This is a genomic window from Streptomyces sp. CG 926 (assembly GCF_003148825.1).
Classification (GTDB): Bacteria; Actinomycetota; Actinomycetes; order Streptomycetales; family Streptomycetaceae; genus Streptomyces.
Genome location: NZ_QGGZ01000004.1, coordinates 349239 through 366020 on the forward strand (window position 1 = coordinate 349239; position 16782 = coordinate 366020).

Annotated in this window: 15 protein-coding genes; 10 read left to right on the forward strand and 5 right to left on the reverse strand. The window is 73.3% G+C overall.

The annotated features are described in order from the left end of the window. Positions 1 to 7: 7 nt before the first annotated feature. Positions 8 to 391, reverse strand: coding sequence for a hypothetical protein (locus tag BCL76_RS13760; RefSeq protein ID WP_109779760.1), 384 nt, complete (start codon positions 389 to 391; stop codon positions 8 to 10). Between the two features lie 117 nt (positions 392 to 508). On the opposite strand from BCL76_RS13760, the gene BCL76_RS13765 reads away from it, so the two are divergent. From BCL76_RS13765 to BCL76_RS13780, 4 genes are all read left to right on the forward strand, one after another. Then, positions 509 to 886, forward strand: coding sequence for a hypothetical protein (locus BCL76_RS13765; protein ID WP_109779761.1), 378 nt, complete (start codon positions 509 to 511; stop codon positions 884 to 886). Between the two features lie 162 nt (positions 887 to 1048). Further along, on the forward strand, positions 1049 to 2473 hold the full coding sequence (locus BCL76_RS13770; RefSeq protein ID WP_375137912.1) for a carotenoid oxygenase family protein: 1425 nt from the start codon (positions 1049 to 1051) through the stop codon (positions 2471 to 2473). An 86-nt stretch (positions 2474 to 2559) separates the two neighbouring features. Further along, positions 2560 to 4206 carry a D-alanyl-D-alanine carboxypeptidase/D-alanyl-D-alanine endopeptidase gene (gene dacB, locus BCL76_RS13775; RefSeq protein WP_258309625.1) on the forward strand — a complete coding sequence of 549 codons (1647 nt, stop codon included), beginning with the start codon at positions 2560 to 2562 and terminating at the stop codon, positions 4204 to 4206. Positions 4207 to 4284: 78 nt separating this feature from the next. Further along, positions 4285 to 4716, forward strand: a complete 432-nt coding sequence (locus tag BCL76_RS13780) for a VOC family protein (protein WP_109779763.1) — start codon at positions 4285 to 4287, stop codon at positions 4714 to 4716. Between the two features lie 7 nt (positions 4717 to 4723). Here BCL76_RS13780 and BCL76_RS13785 read toward each other — a convergent pair whose 3' ends face one another. Then, positions 4724 to 5233, reverse strand: a complete 510-nt coding sequence (locus BCL76_RS13785; protein WP_146228373.1) for a hypothetical protein — start codon at positions 5231 to 5233, stop codon at positions 4724 to 4726. A 146-nt stretch (positions 5234 to 5379) separates the two neighbouring features. Here BCL76_RS13785 and BCL76_RS13790 point away from each other — a divergent pair, with 146 nt between their 5' ends. From BCL76_RS13790 to BCL76_RS13800, 3 genes are all read left to right on the forward strand, one after another. Next, positions 5380 to 5727 (forward strand): S26 family signal peptidase, encoded by a 348-nt coding sequence (locus BCL76_RS13790; RefSeq protein WP_109779765.1) that lies wholly within the window; start codon positions 5380 to 5382, stop codon positions 5725 to 5727. Positions 5728 to 6130: 403 nt separating this feature from the next. Beyond that, positions 6131 to 7072: a GDSL-type esterase/lipase family protein gene (locus BCL76_RS13795; protein WP_109779766.1), complete on the forward strand. Its 942-nt coding sequence runs from the start codon at positions 6131 to 6133 to the stop codon at positions 7070 to 7072. 174 nt (positions 7073 to 7246) lie between these two features. Further along, positions 7247 to 11476 carry a bifunctional nitrate reductase/sulfite reductase flavoprotein subunit alpha gene (locus BCL76_RS13800; protein WP_258309626.1) on the forward strand — a complete coding sequence of 1410 codons (4230 nt, stop codon included), beginning with the start codon at positions 7247 to 7249 and terminating at the stop codon, positions 11474 to 11476. A 26-nt stretch (positions 11477 to 11502) separates the two neighbouring features. Here the strand turns inward: BCL76_RS13800 and BCL76_RS13805 are convergent, their stop codons facing one another. Next, positions 11503 to 12210 (reverse strand): M24 family metallopeptidase, encoded by a 708-nt coding sequence (locus BCL76_RS13805; protein WP_258309627.1) that lies wholly within the window; start codon positions 12208 to 12210, stop codon positions 11503 to 11505. A gap of 254 nt (positions 12211 to 12464) precedes the next feature. On the opposite strand from BCL76_RS13805, the gene BCL76_RS13810 reads away from it, so the two are divergent. The 3 genes from BCL76_RS13810 (at position 12465) to BCL76_RS13820 (ending at position 14626) form a co-directional block, all read left to right on the forward strand. Beyond that, complete coding sequence (locus BCL76_RS13810) at positions 12465 to 13136, forward strand: pyridoxine/pyridoxamine 5'-phosphate oxidase (protein WP_109779767.1); 672 nt, start codon at positions 12465 to 12467, stop codon at positions 13134 to 13136. Between the two features lie 88 nt (positions 13137 to 13224). Then, positions 13225 to 13893 (forward strand): methyltransferase domain-containing protein, encoded by a 669-nt coding sequence (locus tag BCL76_RS13815; RefSeq protein WP_109779768.1) that lies wholly within the window; start codon positions 13225 to 13227, stop codon positions 13891 to 13893. A gap of 28 nt (positions 13894 to 13921) precedes the next feature. Next, complete coding sequence (locus tag BCL76_RS13820) at positions 13922 to 14626, forward strand: aminopeptidase P family protein (protein ID WP_258309628.1); 705 nt, start codon at positions 13922 to 13924, stop codon at positions 14624 to 14626. Between the two features lie 99 nt (positions 14627 to 14725). Here BCL76_RS13820 and BCL76_RS13825 read toward each other — a convergent pair whose 3' ends face one another. Together BCL76_RS13825 and BCL76_RS13830 are read right to left on the reverse strand one after the other, a co-directional pair. After that, entirely contained in the window at positions 14726 to 15979 is a 1254-nt protein-coding gene (locus BCL76_RS13825) for a molybdopterin molybdotransferase MoeA (protein ID WP_109779770.1), read from the reverse strand. A 178-nt stretch (positions 15980 to 16157) separates the two neighbouring features. Beyond that, entirely contained in the window at positions 16158 to 16577 is a 420-nt protein-coding gene (locus BCL76_RS13830) for a TOBE domain-containing protein (RefSeq protein WP_109779771.1), read from the reverse strand. Positions 16578 to 16782: the final 205 nt, after the last annotated feature.

Below are 16782 nucleotides of genomic sequence, written 5' to 3' on the forward strand. Positions count from 1 at the left end.
GGGACCCTCAGGGCTCCAGCGGCTCCAGCGGCTCCACCTGCGCTCCCCGAGCCGCCCGCCCGACGGGCTCGGGGAGCGGCTGCGGCTCGCCGCCCGGAGCTCCCTCACCCTCCAGTACTTCGGCCAAGAGCTCGAGGAGCGTGCCAGGACCACCGTCCCGGGCGGGCGTCCCGACCCCGGCGGGCCCCGCGATCCCGCCCTGCGTGACCTCGCCCCGCTGGTACGCGCCACCGCTCGCGCGCTGGACGCCGCCCTGCGCGGCGAGGACTGCGCCGCGGACCTCGACCGGGCCCGCGGCCTGGACCTGGCCCACCGCGCGGCCCATCCCACCCGGCACGACGCCGTCCTGCGGGCGGGTCTGCACCTGACCCACGAGGCCGTCGCCGCCCACCTGTCGACCCGCCCCTGACGACCGGCCGACGGCGTTTCTCCTACCGAGCGGTACCGGTCGGGGCGGGCGCGCCGGCCACCGATAGGCTCGGGCACCGACCGGGGAGATGAAGGATCGATGACGTTGAACGAAGGCCTCCGGGTGAGATTGGCCGAGGACCTCACGCTGACCGGTTCGGTCACCGCGGCGGGGGAACCCGTCGCCGGGTACCTGGCGCTCGCCTCGGGCGCCGAGGGCACGATCGAGCGGGTGGACGAGCACCAGCCGCGCAGCGGCGCGGACGTCCGCGAGTACGAGCGCCTGAAGTCGCTCCTCGACTCCTTCGGCCATCAGATGCCCGAGGGGAGCAGGAAGCAACTCGCGGAGCAGGTCGCCTCCCTGGAACCCGCGTGGATCGCGTTCCAGGAGCAGAAGGTCCGTGTGACGCTCCGCGTCCGCTTCGACAACGGCTTCGTCCTCGACGGCGCGCAGGAGGAACTCTTCACCTCGGCCTGAGGCGGGCCGTGACGCCGGTCCGAGGCCGCCGGGGCCGGTCCGGAGCCGCGCCGGCGCCGGCCCAGGGCCCGCGAGGCCGTCTGGCACCCGCACCCGACCCGCGTTTCACTGGAAGGTGCTGTACCAGCGCGCCCACGGAGGACCGCGTACCCGGGAGGCCCCGTGAACACCTACGTGTCACCCCGCTTCGACCCCACCCGCGTCCCCCATCTGCTGGGGGCCTTCGCACCCGTGTCCGAGGAGGTCGACGTCGCGGACCTGGAGGTGACCGGCGAGCTGCCCGACTCCCTGGACGGCCTGTACCTCCGCAACGGCCCCAATCCCCGGTTCACGCCGATCGGCTCGTACCTGTATCCCATCGACGGCGACGGGATGCTGCACGGCGTACGGGTCTCCGGTGGCCGGGCCCGCTACCGCAACCGATTCGTCCGTACCCCCGCGCTGCTGGCCGAGGAACGGGCCGGCCGGGCCCTGTGGGGCGGCCTCGAATCGATGGTCGTGCCCGACGCCGACCAGGTGGGACCGGAACTCGCCGGCACCTTCCGGGACCTTCCCGACATCAACGTCGTCCGGCACGCCGGCCGCCTGCTGGCCCTCGCCGAATCGTCCTGCCCCTTCCGGGTCGACGCCGAACTGGCGACGCTCGGCCGCGAGGACTTCGACGGTGCCCTGCCCGCCGGCATCACCGCCCACCCGAAGATCGACCCGGTCACGGGCGAGATGGTCGTCTTCTGCTACGGGCTGGAGCCGCCCTACCTGACCTGGTCCGTCATCGATCGCGACGGAACGGTCGGCCGCGGGCCCACCCCGGTCGACGGGGTGGACGAGCCGATGATGATCCACGACATGGCCCTGACCGGCCGCTACGCCGTCCTCGTCCTCGCCCCGGCCTTCTTCGATCTCGGCGCGGCCATGGCCGGCGGCTCCTTCCTGGCCTGGCGCCCCGAACGCGGCACCCGGGTGGCGCTGATCCCGCGCGACGGCGGCCCGGTGCGCTGGGCGTCCGACGAGGCCTTCTGGTCCTGGCACACCGTGAACGCGTACGACGACGGCCCGGGCGCTGACGCGCCGGTGGTCCTCGACTACGTGCAGTGGAGCAGGCTGACCGTCGGTGGCCCCGAGGAGGACGCCGAACCGATCAGCGGCGGCCTGGTACGGGCGCGCCTCGACCCGGCCGCCGGCAGCATGACCCGTACCCCGCTCGACGACTCCCGGGTGGAGTTCCCGCGGGTCGACGACCGCCGTATCGGCAGGCGCCACCGGTACACGGCGCTGGCCACCGATACCGGGCGGACGGACCTGCTGCCCGGTGAGTACGACGCCGTGCGCTGGTACGACGGCGAGACCGGCACCTCGCGCGTCTGGCCGGCCGGGAACCTCTCCGTGGGCGAGCCGGTCTTCGCCCCCGAGCCCGGCTCCGAGGAGGGTGGCCATTGGCTGACCTTCGCCACGGACCGCACCGACGGGTCGAGCTGGTTCCTGGTCATCCCCGCCGAGGATCCCGCCTCCGGCCCGGTGGCCCGCGCCCGTATCCCCGTACGCGTCCCGCTCGGCCTGCACGGCTGCTGGCTGCCGACCGAGGAGTGAATCCGTCCGGCGCGCCCGCGCGGCGCGGCCGTGCCACGCTGTTGCTTGGCCTCGGGAGGAGACAGCCGCGACGAACGGAGCGCGCTGTGAGCAGAGTGTTGCGTCCCGCACCGATACGGCGCGGCCTGGCCGCCGCCTGCACCGCCCTGCTGTTCGTGGCCCTCGCCTCGGGGACCGCGACCGGCGCGGACCCGACCCCGGCGCCGTCCTCGTCTCCGTCCACGGCAACGCCGTCGGCGGACACGGGCCTCGGGGGCCTCGACCCGCGCATCACGGCGATCATGCGCAAGCCGGACTACCGCAATGCCCAGTGGGGCCTGCTGCAGACCGACCCGGACGACGGCCGCGTGGTGCACAGCCTCTTCCCCGAGCAGTTCTTCATCCCCGGATCCACCGCCAAACTGCTCAGCGTCTCGGGCCCGTGGCACACCCTCGGCGCCGACCACCGCTTCGTGACCCCGCTGTACGCGGTCGGCGAGCGCGACGGCGCGACGCTGACCGGCGATCTCGACCTCGTCGCCCAGGGCGACCTCACCATGGGCGGTCGGACGCGCCCCGACGGTACGGTCGCGTACACCGACCTCGACCACACCTACGCCAACGACTTCCCCGGCGCGACCCTGACCCCCCAGAACCCGCTCGCCGGGATCGACCAGCTCGCCCGGCAGGTGCGGAACTCCGGTATCACCCGCGTCGACGGCGACGTGATCGTCGACAGCCGGCTGTTCCTCCCCGACCCGGAGCTCGTCCCCACCCCGACACCGCTGATCATCAACGACAACCTGATCGACCTCATGACCACCCCCGGGGACCGGCCCGGCGCGGCCGCCCGGTTGGACTGGCGGCCCAAGGTCGCGCCCTACGAGGTCACCTCGGACGTGCAGACCGTGGCGGCCGGGAAGCCGACGGCGATCACGGTGACGGCCACGGACGGCGGCACCCGGATCCGACTGACCGGAACGATCGCGACGGGCTCCGAACCGCTGCTGCGCACCTCCCCGATCGGCGACCCGGCCGGGTTCGGACGCGTCGCGCTGATCGAGGCCCTGGAACGCGCCGGGGTGCACGTCACCGCCGACCCCTCGGGCGCCAACCCGGTGGCGCGGCTGCCGCGCGACTACGACGGACGGCCGCGGGTGGCGGCGTACACCTCCCCGCCCTACTCCCAGTACGCCAAGCTGATCCTCAAGGTCAGCCACAATCTCGGCGCGAACCTCGGCATCTGTCTCCTCGCCGTCACGGCGAAGAGCGATCAGTGTCCGGCCGGCTTCCCGGTGCTCGCCGACTTCCTCGACCAGGCCGGCGTGGACCGTGAGCAGGCGCAGCTCATGGACGGCCGGGGCGGCAACCCGGCGGACCGGGCCACTCCCCAGGTACTGGTGCAGATGCTGGCGTACTGGCAGCGGACCCCGGACGCACGGCTGTTCCGGGAGGCCTTGCCGATCCTCGGGGTCGACGGTCTGCTGGCCGAGAACTGCCGCGGCTGTCCGGCCCGGGGGAAGGTGTTCGCCAAGACCGGCGCGGCCGTCGGCGGTGACGCCCTCAACGACCGGCTGGCCGTCGGCGCGATCACCATCGCGGGCTACCTGGACAAGGGAGGCGGCCGCTATGACACCTTCTACGCGGGCGTCAACGGCGCCTCCACACCGGGCGCCGACCCCACCGAGGTACTGACCATCGCCAACGACCTCGCGATGATCGCCGCCTACCTCCAGGAGTCGTCCGCACCCTGACCGTTCGCGTCCGGCGGCCCCAACCGGCCTTCGGACAACGGATGTTCCCGAACCAGGACCCCGCTCTATGCTGGGCCGATGGCGATCAAGCAGGTACAGGTCACCTTCGACTGCGCGGAACCCGAGCGTGTCGCCCGTTTCTGGCGCGCGGTGCTCGGGTACGACGTGCCACCGCCACCGGCGGGTTTCGCCACGTGGGACGATTTCGATCGCGCGCGGCCGCCCGGGTACCAAGGGCCGGCCTTCGCGTCCGTCGACCCCTCGGGGGGTGGCCCACGCCTGTTCTTCCAACGCGTTCCCGAAGGCAAGGTCGTCAAGAACCGGGTGCACCTGGACGTGCGGGTCGGCACGGGCCTCGTGGGCGCGGAGCGCCTGGCCGCGCTGGAGGCCGAATGCGCACGGCTGGTCCCGCTCGGCGCGGTCCGCGGGCTCCTGCAGCTCGCCGACGGGGTCAACGAGTCGTGCCTCGGGATGCGGGACGTCGAGGGCAACGAGTTCTGCCTCGACTGAGCGGGGTTCAGCCCTGCTGTGCCCAGGTGTGCAGCAGGGCCTCTCGCGCACGTGGCTCGGGGGTGCCCTCCGCGGCGTGCTCCCGGCCCCATGCCGCAAGGGTCAGCGGGCTTCCGCTTCCTGCCACGAACCGGTCGAGCAGGTCCCGGGAGAGCCGTGCCTCCTCGGCGGTGTAGCCTCCGGCCGCGGCGGCGTGGACGGTCACCTCCTGCGTGTCCTCCTCCGTCTCCAGCCGCAGCCTCATCTCGGGCGGCCCCTCGCCGAGGTTCTCCGCGCCGATCGCGGCCGAGACCATCGACCCGAGGATCTTCGCCGCACGCCCCACCGGATTGTGCTTGGGCGCGTCCTCGACCACCGCGGAACGCAGCTCCGCCCAGGTCCACGTCCGGGGGCTGTCGGGGTCCATGGCTTCCACGCCGTCGGCGGTCAGCCGGACGCCGATCCCGACGGGGTTCGGCGGCGAGCCCACGTACACCGCGTCCGAGGTGACCCAGAACAGTCCGACCATGGCTGCCACGCGCCGCTCCCTCGCTCTCGCCCCCCGACACACCCATCCATACCGCCCGCCGGGAACGGGCGACCGCCGACACACCGCATGTCCGGCGTGCCGGGCGCGGGCGTAATTCGATGGGATCCCGCGGCACCGTCTGCGAGCATCCTCGGATGGGTGCATTGGACGCGGTGGCCGGCAGGGTCGCCGGCGGGGCCACCGTGGAGTTCCGGCCGACCGGTTCCTCGATGGTGCCGTTGATACGTAGTCGGCAGCGGGTGGTGGTCGCTCCGGTCGACCCGGCGAGGCTGAAGCCGGGGGACATCGTCCTGGCCCGAGTCGCCGGGACCGTGTACCTGCATCTCGTGTCGGCCGTGGACTCCGCGAGGAAGCGGGTGCAGATCAGCAACAACCGGGGCCGGGTGAACGGCTGGACCGGCCACGACCGGGTCTTCGGCATCTGCACGGCGGTCGACGATGTGCCCCGGGCGGGCGCCGCGGACAAGACGCGTGCGTCGTAGGGACTCGTGGGGCCGCACCGCATGAAACATCCGGCCGGGTGGGCCCGGTTCGCCCCCTTGGTGCGGGCGGTCTTCCGGACGGCGGCGGCCACCTCGATCGGTGTGAGGCCCGGGGCCGCGGAAATCAGGGCCCGGCCCCGGGCCTCGAACGACAGTCAAGCAGCCGCCACGTGACCTGGTCACCTGGACGCGGACACGGAAACACCAGCGCCGTCAGCGGGCGTTGTCATGGGATGCACCAGGTTTCGGCGCAGCCGGGCCGGGCAGTCTCCGGCGCCCGTGCCGCCGGTCCGGACAGCGACGAGAGCCGGCAGGAACCTCGGACGGCATCGCACTCGGCCCTCAGTTGTCCGCCGTTAGGGTGAAAGCTGACCCTCCGTGAAGAAAGGCCCTGCGGCTCACTGTGACCGAATCACGCACGCACACCCTGTTCTCCTTCGGCACGCTGAGGGACGAGCGGGTCCAGACCGCTCTCTTCGGCAGAGCCGTGCCCACCTCCCCTGCGTCGCTGGCCGGTTACACCACCCGGCCCCTGAAGATCACCGATCCGGCTGTGATCGCCGCCAGCGGGCTCGACGTGCACCTGATCCTGGAGCGCAGGCTCGGCGCCTTTGTCGAGGGCGCCGTCCTGCACCTCACCGACGAGGAGCTCGCCGCGGCCGACGCCTACGAGGTCGACGACTACACCCGCCGGCGGGTGGTCCTGTCCTCCGGGGCGAGCACCTGGGCCTACCTGGACGCGAAGCCGCTGCGCCCGGCCGAGCGCATCGTCGTCGTGGGCGACAGCATCGCCTACGGACGCTGCGACCCGCGCGGCGGCTGGGCGGGCCACCTGGCGGCCGCCCACATCGCCCCGAACGAGGCCGAACGCCGTCTCTTCAACCTGGCGGTCCCCGGCAGTACCCTCGCCGACGTCGCCGAGCAGACGCCCGCGCTGCTGGCGGCCCGCCGGCCCGACACCCTCCTGGTCGCCGCCGGCATCAACGACTCGGCCGTACCGGCCGCCGGCGCGCAGGCCGACGGGACCGCCGATCTCGCGCGGCTCGCCGACAGCCTCGACGCGCTGGCCGCCACCGCGCTCGGCCGGGGCGCCCGGCTCGTCGTCACCGGGCCGTCCTGGCTCGACGAGAGCCGCACCCGCGACTACGAGGGCCTGTGCTTCACCCGGGCCCGCGCACTGGCCCTCCGCGCCTTCGTCCGGGCCTGGTGCGAGGCGAACCACATCGACTTCCTCGACCTGTGGGAGCCGCTGCGGGAGCGGACCGAACTGCTCGTCGACGGTCTGCACCCCACGGCCGAAGGGCACCGCGCGCTCTACGAGCACCTCGACGCGCTCACCCGCTGACCTCCTCACCGCCGCTGATGATCTTGGCGAAGCCGCTTGTAACGCCTGGGGGGCGCCGCCCGTCACTTGCGCGCAACAGGGACTTCCTACGTTGGACCGCAACGGGACCGACCCGCACACGGCCGCGGCGGCCCGCGGCGGTGCGGGTGGGCCGAAGGCGCGAGGAGGTCTGCTGTGGCGGAGGCGGAGGCGGGGACGGGGACGAAGGCCGCGACCGGGCAGCAGGTGCGTACGGTCTGCTCGTACTGCGGTGTCGGGTGCGGGATCGTCCTGGACATCGCCACGGGCGGCGACGGCCGCCGTACGGTGGCCAAGGTCGCCGGGGACAAGCGGCACCCGGCGAACGCCGGGCGCCTGTGCACCAAGGGCGCCACGCACGCCGACATGCTGGCCTCGCCCGGCCGGCTGACCACCGCGCTGGTCCGTGCCGAGCGGGGCGCCGCGCCCGCGCCCGCCCCGGTGGAAGCGGCCGTCACCGAGGCGGCCGTGCGCCTGCGGGAGATCCTCGACGCGCACGGCCCCGACGCGCTCGCGCTCTACGTCTCCGGTCAGATGTCCCTGGAGGCCCAGTACCTCGCGAACAAGCTGGCCAAGGGCTTCCTGCGGACGAACCGGATCGAATCCAATTCCCGGCTGTGCATGGCGAGCGCCGGCACCGGCTACAAACTCTCCCTCGGTGCCGACGGACCGCCCGGCTCGTACGAGGACTTCGAGCGGGCGGACGCCTTCTTCGTCATCGGCGCCAACATGGCCGACTGCCACCCCATCCTCTTCCTGCGGATGATGGACCGGATCAAGACCTCCGGCGCCAAACTCATCGTGGTCGATCCCCGGCGCAACGCCACCGCCGACAAGGCCGACCTCTTCCTGCAGATCCGGCCGGGCACCGATCTGGCCCTCCTCAACGGCCTGCTGCACCTCCTGGTCGAGGAGGGTCGGACCGACCCCGCCTTCATCGCGGAGCACACCGAGGGCTGGTCGGACATGCCCGCCTTCCTGGCGGACTGCACGCCCGACCGGGTCGCCCGGATCACCGGCATACCGGAGGCCGACATCCGGCTGGCCGCCCGCTGGATCGGCGAGGCGGGCGAGTGGATGAGCTGCTGGACCATGGGCCTCAACCAGTCCACCCACGGCACCTGGAACACCAACGCCCTGGTCAACCTGCACCTCGCCACGGGCGCCATCTGCCGCCCGGGCAGCGGCCCCTTCTCCCTCACCGGGCAACCCAACGCGATGGGCGGCCGGGAGATGGGGTACATGGGGCCGGGGCTGCCCGGCCAGCGCTCGGTCCTGGTGGCGGAGGACCGCCGCTACGTCGAGGAGCTGTGGGGCGTGCCGGAGGGCAGCCTGCGCACCGACGTCGGTCGCGGCACCGTCGAGATGTTCGAGAAGATGGCCGCCGGTGAGATCAAGGCCTGCTGGATCATCTGCACCAACCCGGTCGCCTCGGTCGCCAACCGCAGCACCGTGATCAAGGCCCTGGAGACGGCCGAACTCGTCATCACGCAGGACGTGTTCGCCGAGACCGAGACCAACGCCTACGCCGACATCGCCCTCCCCGCGGCCCTGTGGGCCGAGGCGGACGGAGTGATGATCAATTCGGAGCGCAACCTCACCCTGGTACAGGGCGCCGCCGATCCGCCCGGTGAGGCGCTGCCCGACTGGCAGCTGATCGCCCGGGTCGCCTGCGCGATGGGATTCGCCGAGGCGTTCACGTACACGTGCGCCGAGGAGGTGTTCGAGGAGCTCCGACAGGCCTGGAACCCGAAGACGGGCTGGGACCTGCGCGGGGTCACCTACGAGCGGCTGCGCTCGGGCCCCGTGCAGTGGCCCGCCGCCCCGGGCGGACCGGACCGCAACCCGGTCCGCTACCTCAACGACGGGGTCAGCCAGACCCTGGCCGAACGTCCGGACGGCGACCGCCCCCGCCTCGTCTTCCCGACGGCGACGGGACGGGCCGTCTTCTTCGCCCGCCCGCACCTACCGGACGGTGAACTCCCCGACGACGACTATCCGTTCGTGCTCAACACCGGCCGGCTGCAGCACCAGTGGCACACCCTGACCAAGACCGGGAAGGTCGCCAAGCTCAACAAGCTGAACCCAGGGCCGTTCGTGGAGATCCACCCGCAGGACGCGGCCGCGCTCGGCATCGAGGAGGGCGACGGGGTGGAGGTGGCCTCCCGGCGCGGGCGGGCCGTACTGCCCGCCGTCGTCACCGACCGGGTCCGGCCCGGGAACTGCTTCGCCCCCTTCCACTGGAACGACCTGTTCGGCGAGTACCTCAGCGTCAACGCCGTCACCGACGACGCCGTCGACCCGATCTCCTTCCAGCCCGGATTCAAGATGTGCGCGGTGACCTTGACCAAGACCCGGGCCCCGATCCCCGTCGTGGCCCGGGCCGCGGGCGTCGGCGGCGACCCCGGCGACGCCACCACCGGCGCGACCCCGCCCGGCCCGACCCCGCCCGGCGCGGCCACCACCCCCACCACCACCGCCACGCTGACCCGTCCCGTGGCGGCCCCCGCGACGGACGCCCTGGCCTCCCTGTTCGGGGTGGCCGACCACACCCCGCCGTCCCTCTCCGACCGGGAGCGCCGGTACCTCGCCGGCTACCTTGCCGGGCTCGCCGCCGCCCCGCCCGGTACGGGCGTCCCCTCGCTTCCCGCCGGCGCGCCGTTCGAGGCCGAGCACGCGCTCTGGGTCGACGGTGTACTCGCCGGCACGTACGCGCGTACGGCGGCCGCCCTGGGGGCCGCTCCCCCGGCCGCGCCGGCCGCCGCGCCCACCGCCCCGGACCGGCCGACCCGGCAGACCGTGATCCTCTGGGCCTCGCAGACGGGCAACGCCGAGGATCTCGCGGCCACCGTGGGAGCGGCTCTGGCCGGGAGCGGCTTCCCGGCGGGCGTGCACAGCATGGCGGACCGCACCGCCGCCGCCCTGACGCCCGGCACCGATCTGCTGGTCGTCACCAGCACCTTCGGCGACGGCGACGCACCGGACAACGGAGCCGCGTTCTGGGAGTCCCTCACCGCCGCCGACGCGCCCCGCCTCCAGGACGTCCGGTACGCGGTGCTCGCCCTCGGAGACTCCACCTACGACGCCTTCTGCGGCCACGGCCGACGGCTCGACCAGCGTCTCGAAGAGCTCGGCGGACGACGCCTGCTGCCCCGTGTGGACTGCGAGCCCGACTACGAGGAGCCCGCGGGACGGTGGCTGGAGCGGGTGCGCGAGGCGCTCGCGGCCACCCCCGCCCCGGAGCGCGCCGAGCGGCCCCGGCCCGTCGCCGACCGCAACTCCCCCTACACCGCCCGCCTGTCCGGCAACCGACTGCTCAGCCTGCCGGGGGCCACCAAGGAGGTCCGCCGGTTCACCTTCGACCTGGGCGAGGACGGCCCGGCGTACGAGGCCGGCGACGCGCTCGGCATCCAGCCGGTCAACTGCCCGGACCTGGTCACGCAATGGCTGGCCGTCACCGGTCTCGCCCCGGACGCGGAGGTGGCCGTACCCGGCCGCGACCCGATGCCGTTCGCCGAGGCGCTCCACCGGCACCTGGACATCACCCGGCTCACGCCCGACCTGCTGCGCTTCGTCACCGAGCACACCGGCGACCGTACGCTCAAGCGGCTGACCCGCCCCGACAACAAGGACGGCCTCGCCCGGTGGACCTGGGGGCGTCAACCCGTGGACGTACTGGCCGAGTTCCCGATCCGGATCGGTGCCCAGGAATGGGCCGAGCGTCTACGGCGCCTCGGACCGCGCCTCTACTCGATCTCCTCCAGCCCGCTCGTCGACCCGCGCGAGGTCAGTCTGACCGTCTCGGTCCTGCGCTACGAGGGGCCGGGCGGCCACCAGCGCAAGGGCGTCGCCTCCACCTTCCTCGCGGACTGCGAACCGGATACGCCCGTACCGCTGTTCGTCCAGAGCTCGGCGCACTTCCGGCCGCCCGCGGATGCGGACACCCCGGCGATCATGGTCGGTCCGGGGACGGGCGTGGCACCGTTCATGGCCTTCCTGGAGCACCGTCGGGCGCTCGGGCACCAGGGCGGGAACTGGCTGTTCTTCGGGGAGCAGCGCCGCGCCACCGACTTCTATTACCGCGAGGAGCTGGAGGAACTCCACCGGCACGGCACGCTCACACGGCTCGACCTGGCGTTCTCCCGGGACCAGCGGACCAAGGTCTACGTCCAGGACCGGATGCGCGAGCACGGCGCCCAGCTGTGGTCGTGGCTGCAGGACGGCGCCCACTTCTACGTGTGCGGCGACGCGAGCCGGATGGCCAAGGACGTGGATCGGGCGCTGCGCGATGTCGCCATGACGCACGGCGGACTCGACGAGGACGAGGCCGCCGCGTACCTGAAGCAGCTGTCCGCCGCCAAGCGGTACGGCCGCGACGTGTACTGAGCGCGTGCCGAGCCGGCCTGGGAGCGTCAGGCCAGGTCGAGGAGCTGCTCGTAGAAGCCGCCGAAGCCCCGCTCCCGGTCCACGAGGTGGAGTTCCAGGATCCAGTGGCAGGTCCGGCCGGCACGGTCGGTGCCGCGCAGCGGGTGGTCGTTCTCGGGGGTGATGTAGGAGTCGGCCTTGGCGCCGTCGTTGGTCTCGTGGGGGAACTCGCCGACGAGGTGACCCGCGTGCCAGATGCCGATGGTCCAGCCGGCCGCGGCGGCCAGCCGCTCGACCTCGGCGTACAACTGCCGGCCGGTGATGTCGGGGTGGGCGGCGAAGTGGGCCCGTCCGGCGTCGAAGATGCGCGGCAGGTCCGCGAGCATGCGGCGCTTGTGCGGGTCGTCGCCGAAGACGTAGGTGCGGCCGAAGTCGGCCTCGTACTCCTCGAAGATCGGGCCGAAGTCGGCGAAGGCGATGTCGTCCGCGGCGATGATCCGATCGGGCGGGGTCTCCCGGTACGGCAGCAGGGTGTTGGGGCCGGAGCGGATGATCCGCTTGTGCCAGTGCTTGGTGGTGCCGAACATCTCGTTGGCCAGGTCCCGGATCAGGTCACTGACCTCACGCTCCCCGCGCCCGGGCACCACGAGCCCGCGCGCCTCGACCTCGGCGAACAGCGCGATGGCCTTCTCCTGCGCCGACACCAGCCCGTGGACGCGTCGGTCCTCCGGCGCGTCCGTCGTTCCGACCGTCACGAGGGCCCCTCCGTCGTCGTGGGCGCTCCGGCCCGGTTCTGCTCGGCTCGGCGCACCCCGTCGGGCGCCTGCGCGTGCCTACGAGTATGCGGTGGCCCGCACGCGGACGCATGCGCATTGTCGACACCTCCAATATCGCCTGCTCAGGCGCAGTGCACTTTGGGAGTTCAGACAAGCATTTGCCAGGTGATTGTCGAATTTCCGCCGCAGATGCAGGGTGATGGCTGAAGATTGCAGGCGAAGGAGGCCATCTGATGGGCGAGGGAGAACGCGGCAGCGCCGTCCGCGGCCGGCCGCGGGCCGTGGAGGTGTTCGCGGGACCCCTTCCGGAGTTCGAGCCGGAGCGGGCTCCGGCCGATCCCGTGCCGCTCTTCCTGTCCTGGCTGTCGGACGCCGTGGCGGACGGCGTGCGCGATCCGCACGCGATGACCCTGTCCACCGTCGACGAGTCGGGCGACCCCGACGCCCGGGTGCTGATCCTCAAGGGGGTGGACGGCGTCGGATGGCAGTTCGCCGGACACGGCTTCAGCCCCGAAGGACAGCAGCTCGCCGTCCACCCGCGGGCCGCGCTCACCTTCTACTGGCCCGAGCACGGCCGTCAGGTCCGCCTGCGCGGACCGGTGACGCCCGGATCCGCACAGGACAACGCCACCGATTTCCTGGGGCGGTCGGACACGGCGCGCGCCGAATCGCTGCCGGCCCGCCAGAGCCAGTACCTGGTGGACCCGGCGGAACGCGACCGGGCCCTGGAGAGGTCCCTGTCGCTGATCCGGCGGGAGCCCTCGCTCGTCGACTCCGGCTGGACCCTCTACACCCTCGCCCCGGCCGAGGTCGAGTTCTGCCAGGCCGCCCGCGGCCGCGTGCACACCCGGCTGCGCTACGAGCGGGCCGGCGAGGCCTGGGAACGCTTCCGGCTCTGGCCGTAGCCCCCCGAGAACACCCGCACCCGACCGGCACGACCACCGGTGTGCGGGCCCCTCCCCCGTTCCTGCTCACAAGGCGAGGCAACACCGGATGACCACACCCACACGGACCCCGTACGGCGGCGGAGCCATCGGCTCCCTCTCCGCAGGCCACTCCCCCCACCGCCGACCGGACGAGCGGATCGCCCGGTTCGTCGCCGAGGCTCTCGACGGCGCCCGGACCGTCCTCGACGTCGGCGCCGTCGCCGCCCAGCTGCCCTTCGCCGACGGCGAGTTCGACGCGTCGATGACCCTGTTCGGCGTCCACCGGTGGTCCGACGTACGGGTCGGCCTGCGCGAGATGCGGCGCGTGACGCGGGGGCCGGTGGTCATCCTGACCTGCGACCCGGCCGTGGTACGGGACTTCTGGCTGTACCGGTACGCGCCCGAGGTCCTCGACACCGAGGCCTTGCGCCACCCGACCGTCGAGGAACTGGCCTCGGCCCTCGGCGGCTCCGGCACGGTCCGGACCGTGCCGATCCCCCTGGACTGCACGGGCGGGTTCAACGAGGCCTACTACGGGCGCCCGGAGACGCTGCTCGACCCGGCCGCCCGCCAAGCGGGCTCGGCCTGGAGCTTCGTTGACGACGGGGCCCGCGAGCACTTCGACAGGACCCTTCGCTCGGACCTGGTGTCCGGGGCCTGGGACGAGGAATTCGGCCACCTGCGCAGTCGGCCGACCTACGAGGGATCGCTCGTGATCGTGCGCGCGACCCCGTAGGAAGAAGCGGAAGAAGAGGAAGAACGCGATGTCAGTACCCGACCGGATGGACGAACGGCTGAGCGCCCTGGGGCTGGTGGAGGCCCAGCGCATGGCCGAGGCCCTCTTCGCCGGAACCGCGACCCGCGGCCTGGTGGCGCCGGGCCGCAGCGAACGCGAGGCGAGCGACCGGATCGGGGACCTGGCGAGGGACCTGTTCGGGACGGCGGCGGGCCTGCCCGGGCCGATCGTGCGCTCCGGCCCGCACACCCTGCTTCCGTACGGCCCCGCGGCCCCGGACCGGGTGATCGGCGAGGACGACGTCGTCGTCGCCGAACTCGGTTCGGTGCTCGCGGTGTCCGAGGTCGCATTCGCCTCGACCCTCGTCTTCGGCCAGGACCCGGCCAAGCATCGGCTCGCCATGGACCTGCCGAGGATGTTCACCGCCTGCCGCGAGGCCCTGCTCGCCGACTCCCGCCTCACGGGCGGGCGGCTGCACACCCTGCTCCTGGCGCTCGCGGCCGAGTCGGGGTGGACGGTGGGCGGATGGCACAGCGGTCACCTGGTCGGGGCGGACCCCTCGGCGGACGTCCGGGGCGCGCGGCCGGCCGCGTACATCTGCGCGGAGAACGACCGGCCGCTGCGGCGGGCCGTCGAGGGAGGGTGGCAGGCCCATTGGATCCTGGAGATCCATCTGGTCGACGGATCCCGCGGCTTCGGCGGCTCGTACAAGCGGCTGCTGGACCTCGTCTGACGGCCAGCTGACGGCCGGCTGACGATCCGGCCGGCCATCGGTCGCCGACGGTATGTCGTCGACGGTCGGTCGGTCGCCGTGCGCGTGGTCGGCGGATCGTCAGCCGGCCGTCAGGACCAGGGGCGCCGGATCGCCGTCGGTCCAGTCCGGGGGGATCGCGGCGAGCGCGTCGCCCATGGCGGCCCCTTGGAGGAAGGCGGCGCGGTGCCCGTCGGCGATCCGGGCCCGTGCGCCGTCCCAACTGACGGGCACCATCCGGGTGAGTCCGGCGGCGGGCCGCGCCCGCCCGTGCACCGGAACGTGCGGCAGGGGATCGAGGGCGCGCCCGGACAGGCCCGCGATCAGGGGGCCGAGCAGGGTACGGGCGGCGACCAGGGCGGCGTACGGATTGCCGGGCAGCCCCACCACCCAGCGGTCCGGAGCCAGTTCGGCGAGCAGCATGGGATGCCCGGGCCGGCAGGCGACGGTGTCGACGACCATCCGTGCCCCGGCGTCCGCCAGGAGCCGGCGCAACTGGTCGGTGGCGCCGACGGAGGTGGAGCCGGTGACCACGACGACGTCGGCGCCCCGCAGCGCCCGCACGGCCCCGGACAGCCGTCCGGTCGGCCGGTCGGGTACGTACTCCACCTCCGCCGTCTCGCCGCCGAGTTCGGCGACCAGGGCCGGGAGCAAGGGCCCGAGGGCATCGCGTACCCGGCCGGGGCCCGGGACTCCCGCGTGGTCCAGCTCGTCCCCGGTGACCAGTACGCCGACCCGGGGGCGCGGTCGCACCGACAGGGTGTCGTGTCCGCAAGAGGCGGCGAGGCCGAGCAGCGCGGGGCCGATCCTGGTGCCGGCCGGGGCGAGCCGGCGGCCCGCGGGGGCGTCCTCGCCGGTGTGGCGGATGTGTCGGCCCGGCGGCGGCACGGGACCGGACACCCGGCCGTCGTCCGTGGTGCGCGCCGATTCCAGCGGCAGCACCGCGCGGGCCCCGGCCGGCACCTCGGCCCCGGTGGAGATCTCCACGCACTCCGCCGGGCCCAGTACGCCCGCCCAGGGCGCGCCGGCGCGGACGGCGGCCCGTACCCGCCAGGGGCCGGTGCCGGACACCGCATATCCGTCCATCGCGGCCGTGTCGAAGCCCGGGAGCGGCCTCAGGGTGGGCAGGCCGTCGGCCAGGGTGAGTCCGGCGGCATCGCGCAGGGGCACCGTACGGGCGGGCAGCGGGCCCGCCGCGCCGTGGGCCAGTACCCGGGCCCGCGCCCACGACACCACCGGGTGCCGGTCCGGGCCCCGGGACGCGGAGGCGAGGGCGGAGCCGGCGGCGTCGGGCGCGAGGGCGGGCGCGGTCGCGGGTGCGGTCGTCGGGGGCATGGCTCCGACTGTCGGCCCGGGGCGTTTCCGGCTTCTCCCGCGAGGATTGCGGTTGCGCGCCGATCCGCTCACCTCCCGCGTCCCACGGGTGTGAACCTCGCGTCGGCCCGCGCGGGCACGCGCCGAGGGCCGCGCACCGGAGCGGTGCGCGGCCCTCGGGGCGGTACGGGAAGGGTGATCAGGCGGCGGCGAGGGAGATCTCGGTCGACTTGATCAGGGCGACGACGGAGGTGCCGGAGGCCAGGCCGAGGGCCTCGACGGCGTCCTTGGTGATCGCGGCGGTGAGCTCGCCGCCCTCGACGGAGAGCTTCACCGAGCCCATGGCGCCACCGGTCGCGACGTCCGTGACGGTGCCCGCGAGCTGGTTGCGGATGGAGATGCCCTCGACCGGACCGGTCGCGAGGGCCACCTCGGTGGCCTTCACCAGCGCCTTGACGGAGGAGCCCTCGGCGAGGCCGAGGTCCTGGACGGCGTCGGTGGTGATGGCGGCGGTGATGTCCTGACCGCCGACCAGGCGCACCTTCACCGAGGCCATGGCCTCGCCGGCGGTGACAGCGGTGACGGTGCCGGCGATCTGGTTACGGATGGACAGGCTCATGGAACAACACGCCTCGCATGGTGGGAAACGAATCCGCAAGCACTTCTGTGACCTGCGTCATGACCGACGTTATCCGATGAATCATGGGGGCCGGAGTGCCCCCATCTCATTCGCCAACCGAATGGCCGCAAGCTCCTGGCGTATTCCGGAAAGGCCTGAAGCCGCTCTTTTTCCGGGCTCTTCGCCTGCCTGAACCGGGACCTTT

What these genes read in the sequence shown, in the direction of transcription:
- BCL76_RS13765 (WP_109779761.1), top strand. Translation starts at nt 509, where the DNA reads ATGACGTTGAACGAAGGCCTCCGGGTGAGATTGGCCGAGGACCTCACG.
- BCL76_RS13780 (WP_109779763.1), top strand. Translation starts at nt 4,285, where the DNA reads ATGGCGATCAAGCAGGTACAGGTCACCTTCGACTGCGCGGAACCCGAG.
- BCL76_RS13790 (WP_109779765.1), top strand. Translation starts at nt 5,380, where the DNA reads ATGGGTGCATTGGACGCGGTGGCCGGCAGGGTCGCCGGCGGGGCCACC.
- BCL76_RS13810 (WP_109779767.1), top strand. Translation starts at nt 12,465, where the DNA reads ATGGGCGAGGGAGAACGCGGCAGCGCCGTCCGCGGCCGGCCGCGGGCC.
- BCL76_RS13815 (WP_109779768.1), top strand. Translation starts at nt 13,225, where the DNA reads ATGACCACACCCACACGGACCCCGTACGGCGGCGGAGCCATCGGCTCC.
- BCL76_RS13820 (WP_258309628.1), top strand. Translation starts at nt 13,922, where the DNA reads ATGTCAGTACCCGACCGGATGGACGAACGGCTGAGCGCCCTGGGGCTG.
- BCL76_RS13825 (WP_109779770.1), bottom strand. Translation starts at nt 15,979, where the DNA reads ATGCCCCCGACGACCGCACCCGCGACCGCGCCCGCCCTCGCGCCCGAC.
- BCL76_RS13830 (WP_109779771.1), bottom strand. Translation starts at nt 16,577, where the DNA reads ATGAGCCTGTCCATCCGTAACCAGATCGCCGGCACCGTCACCGCTGTC.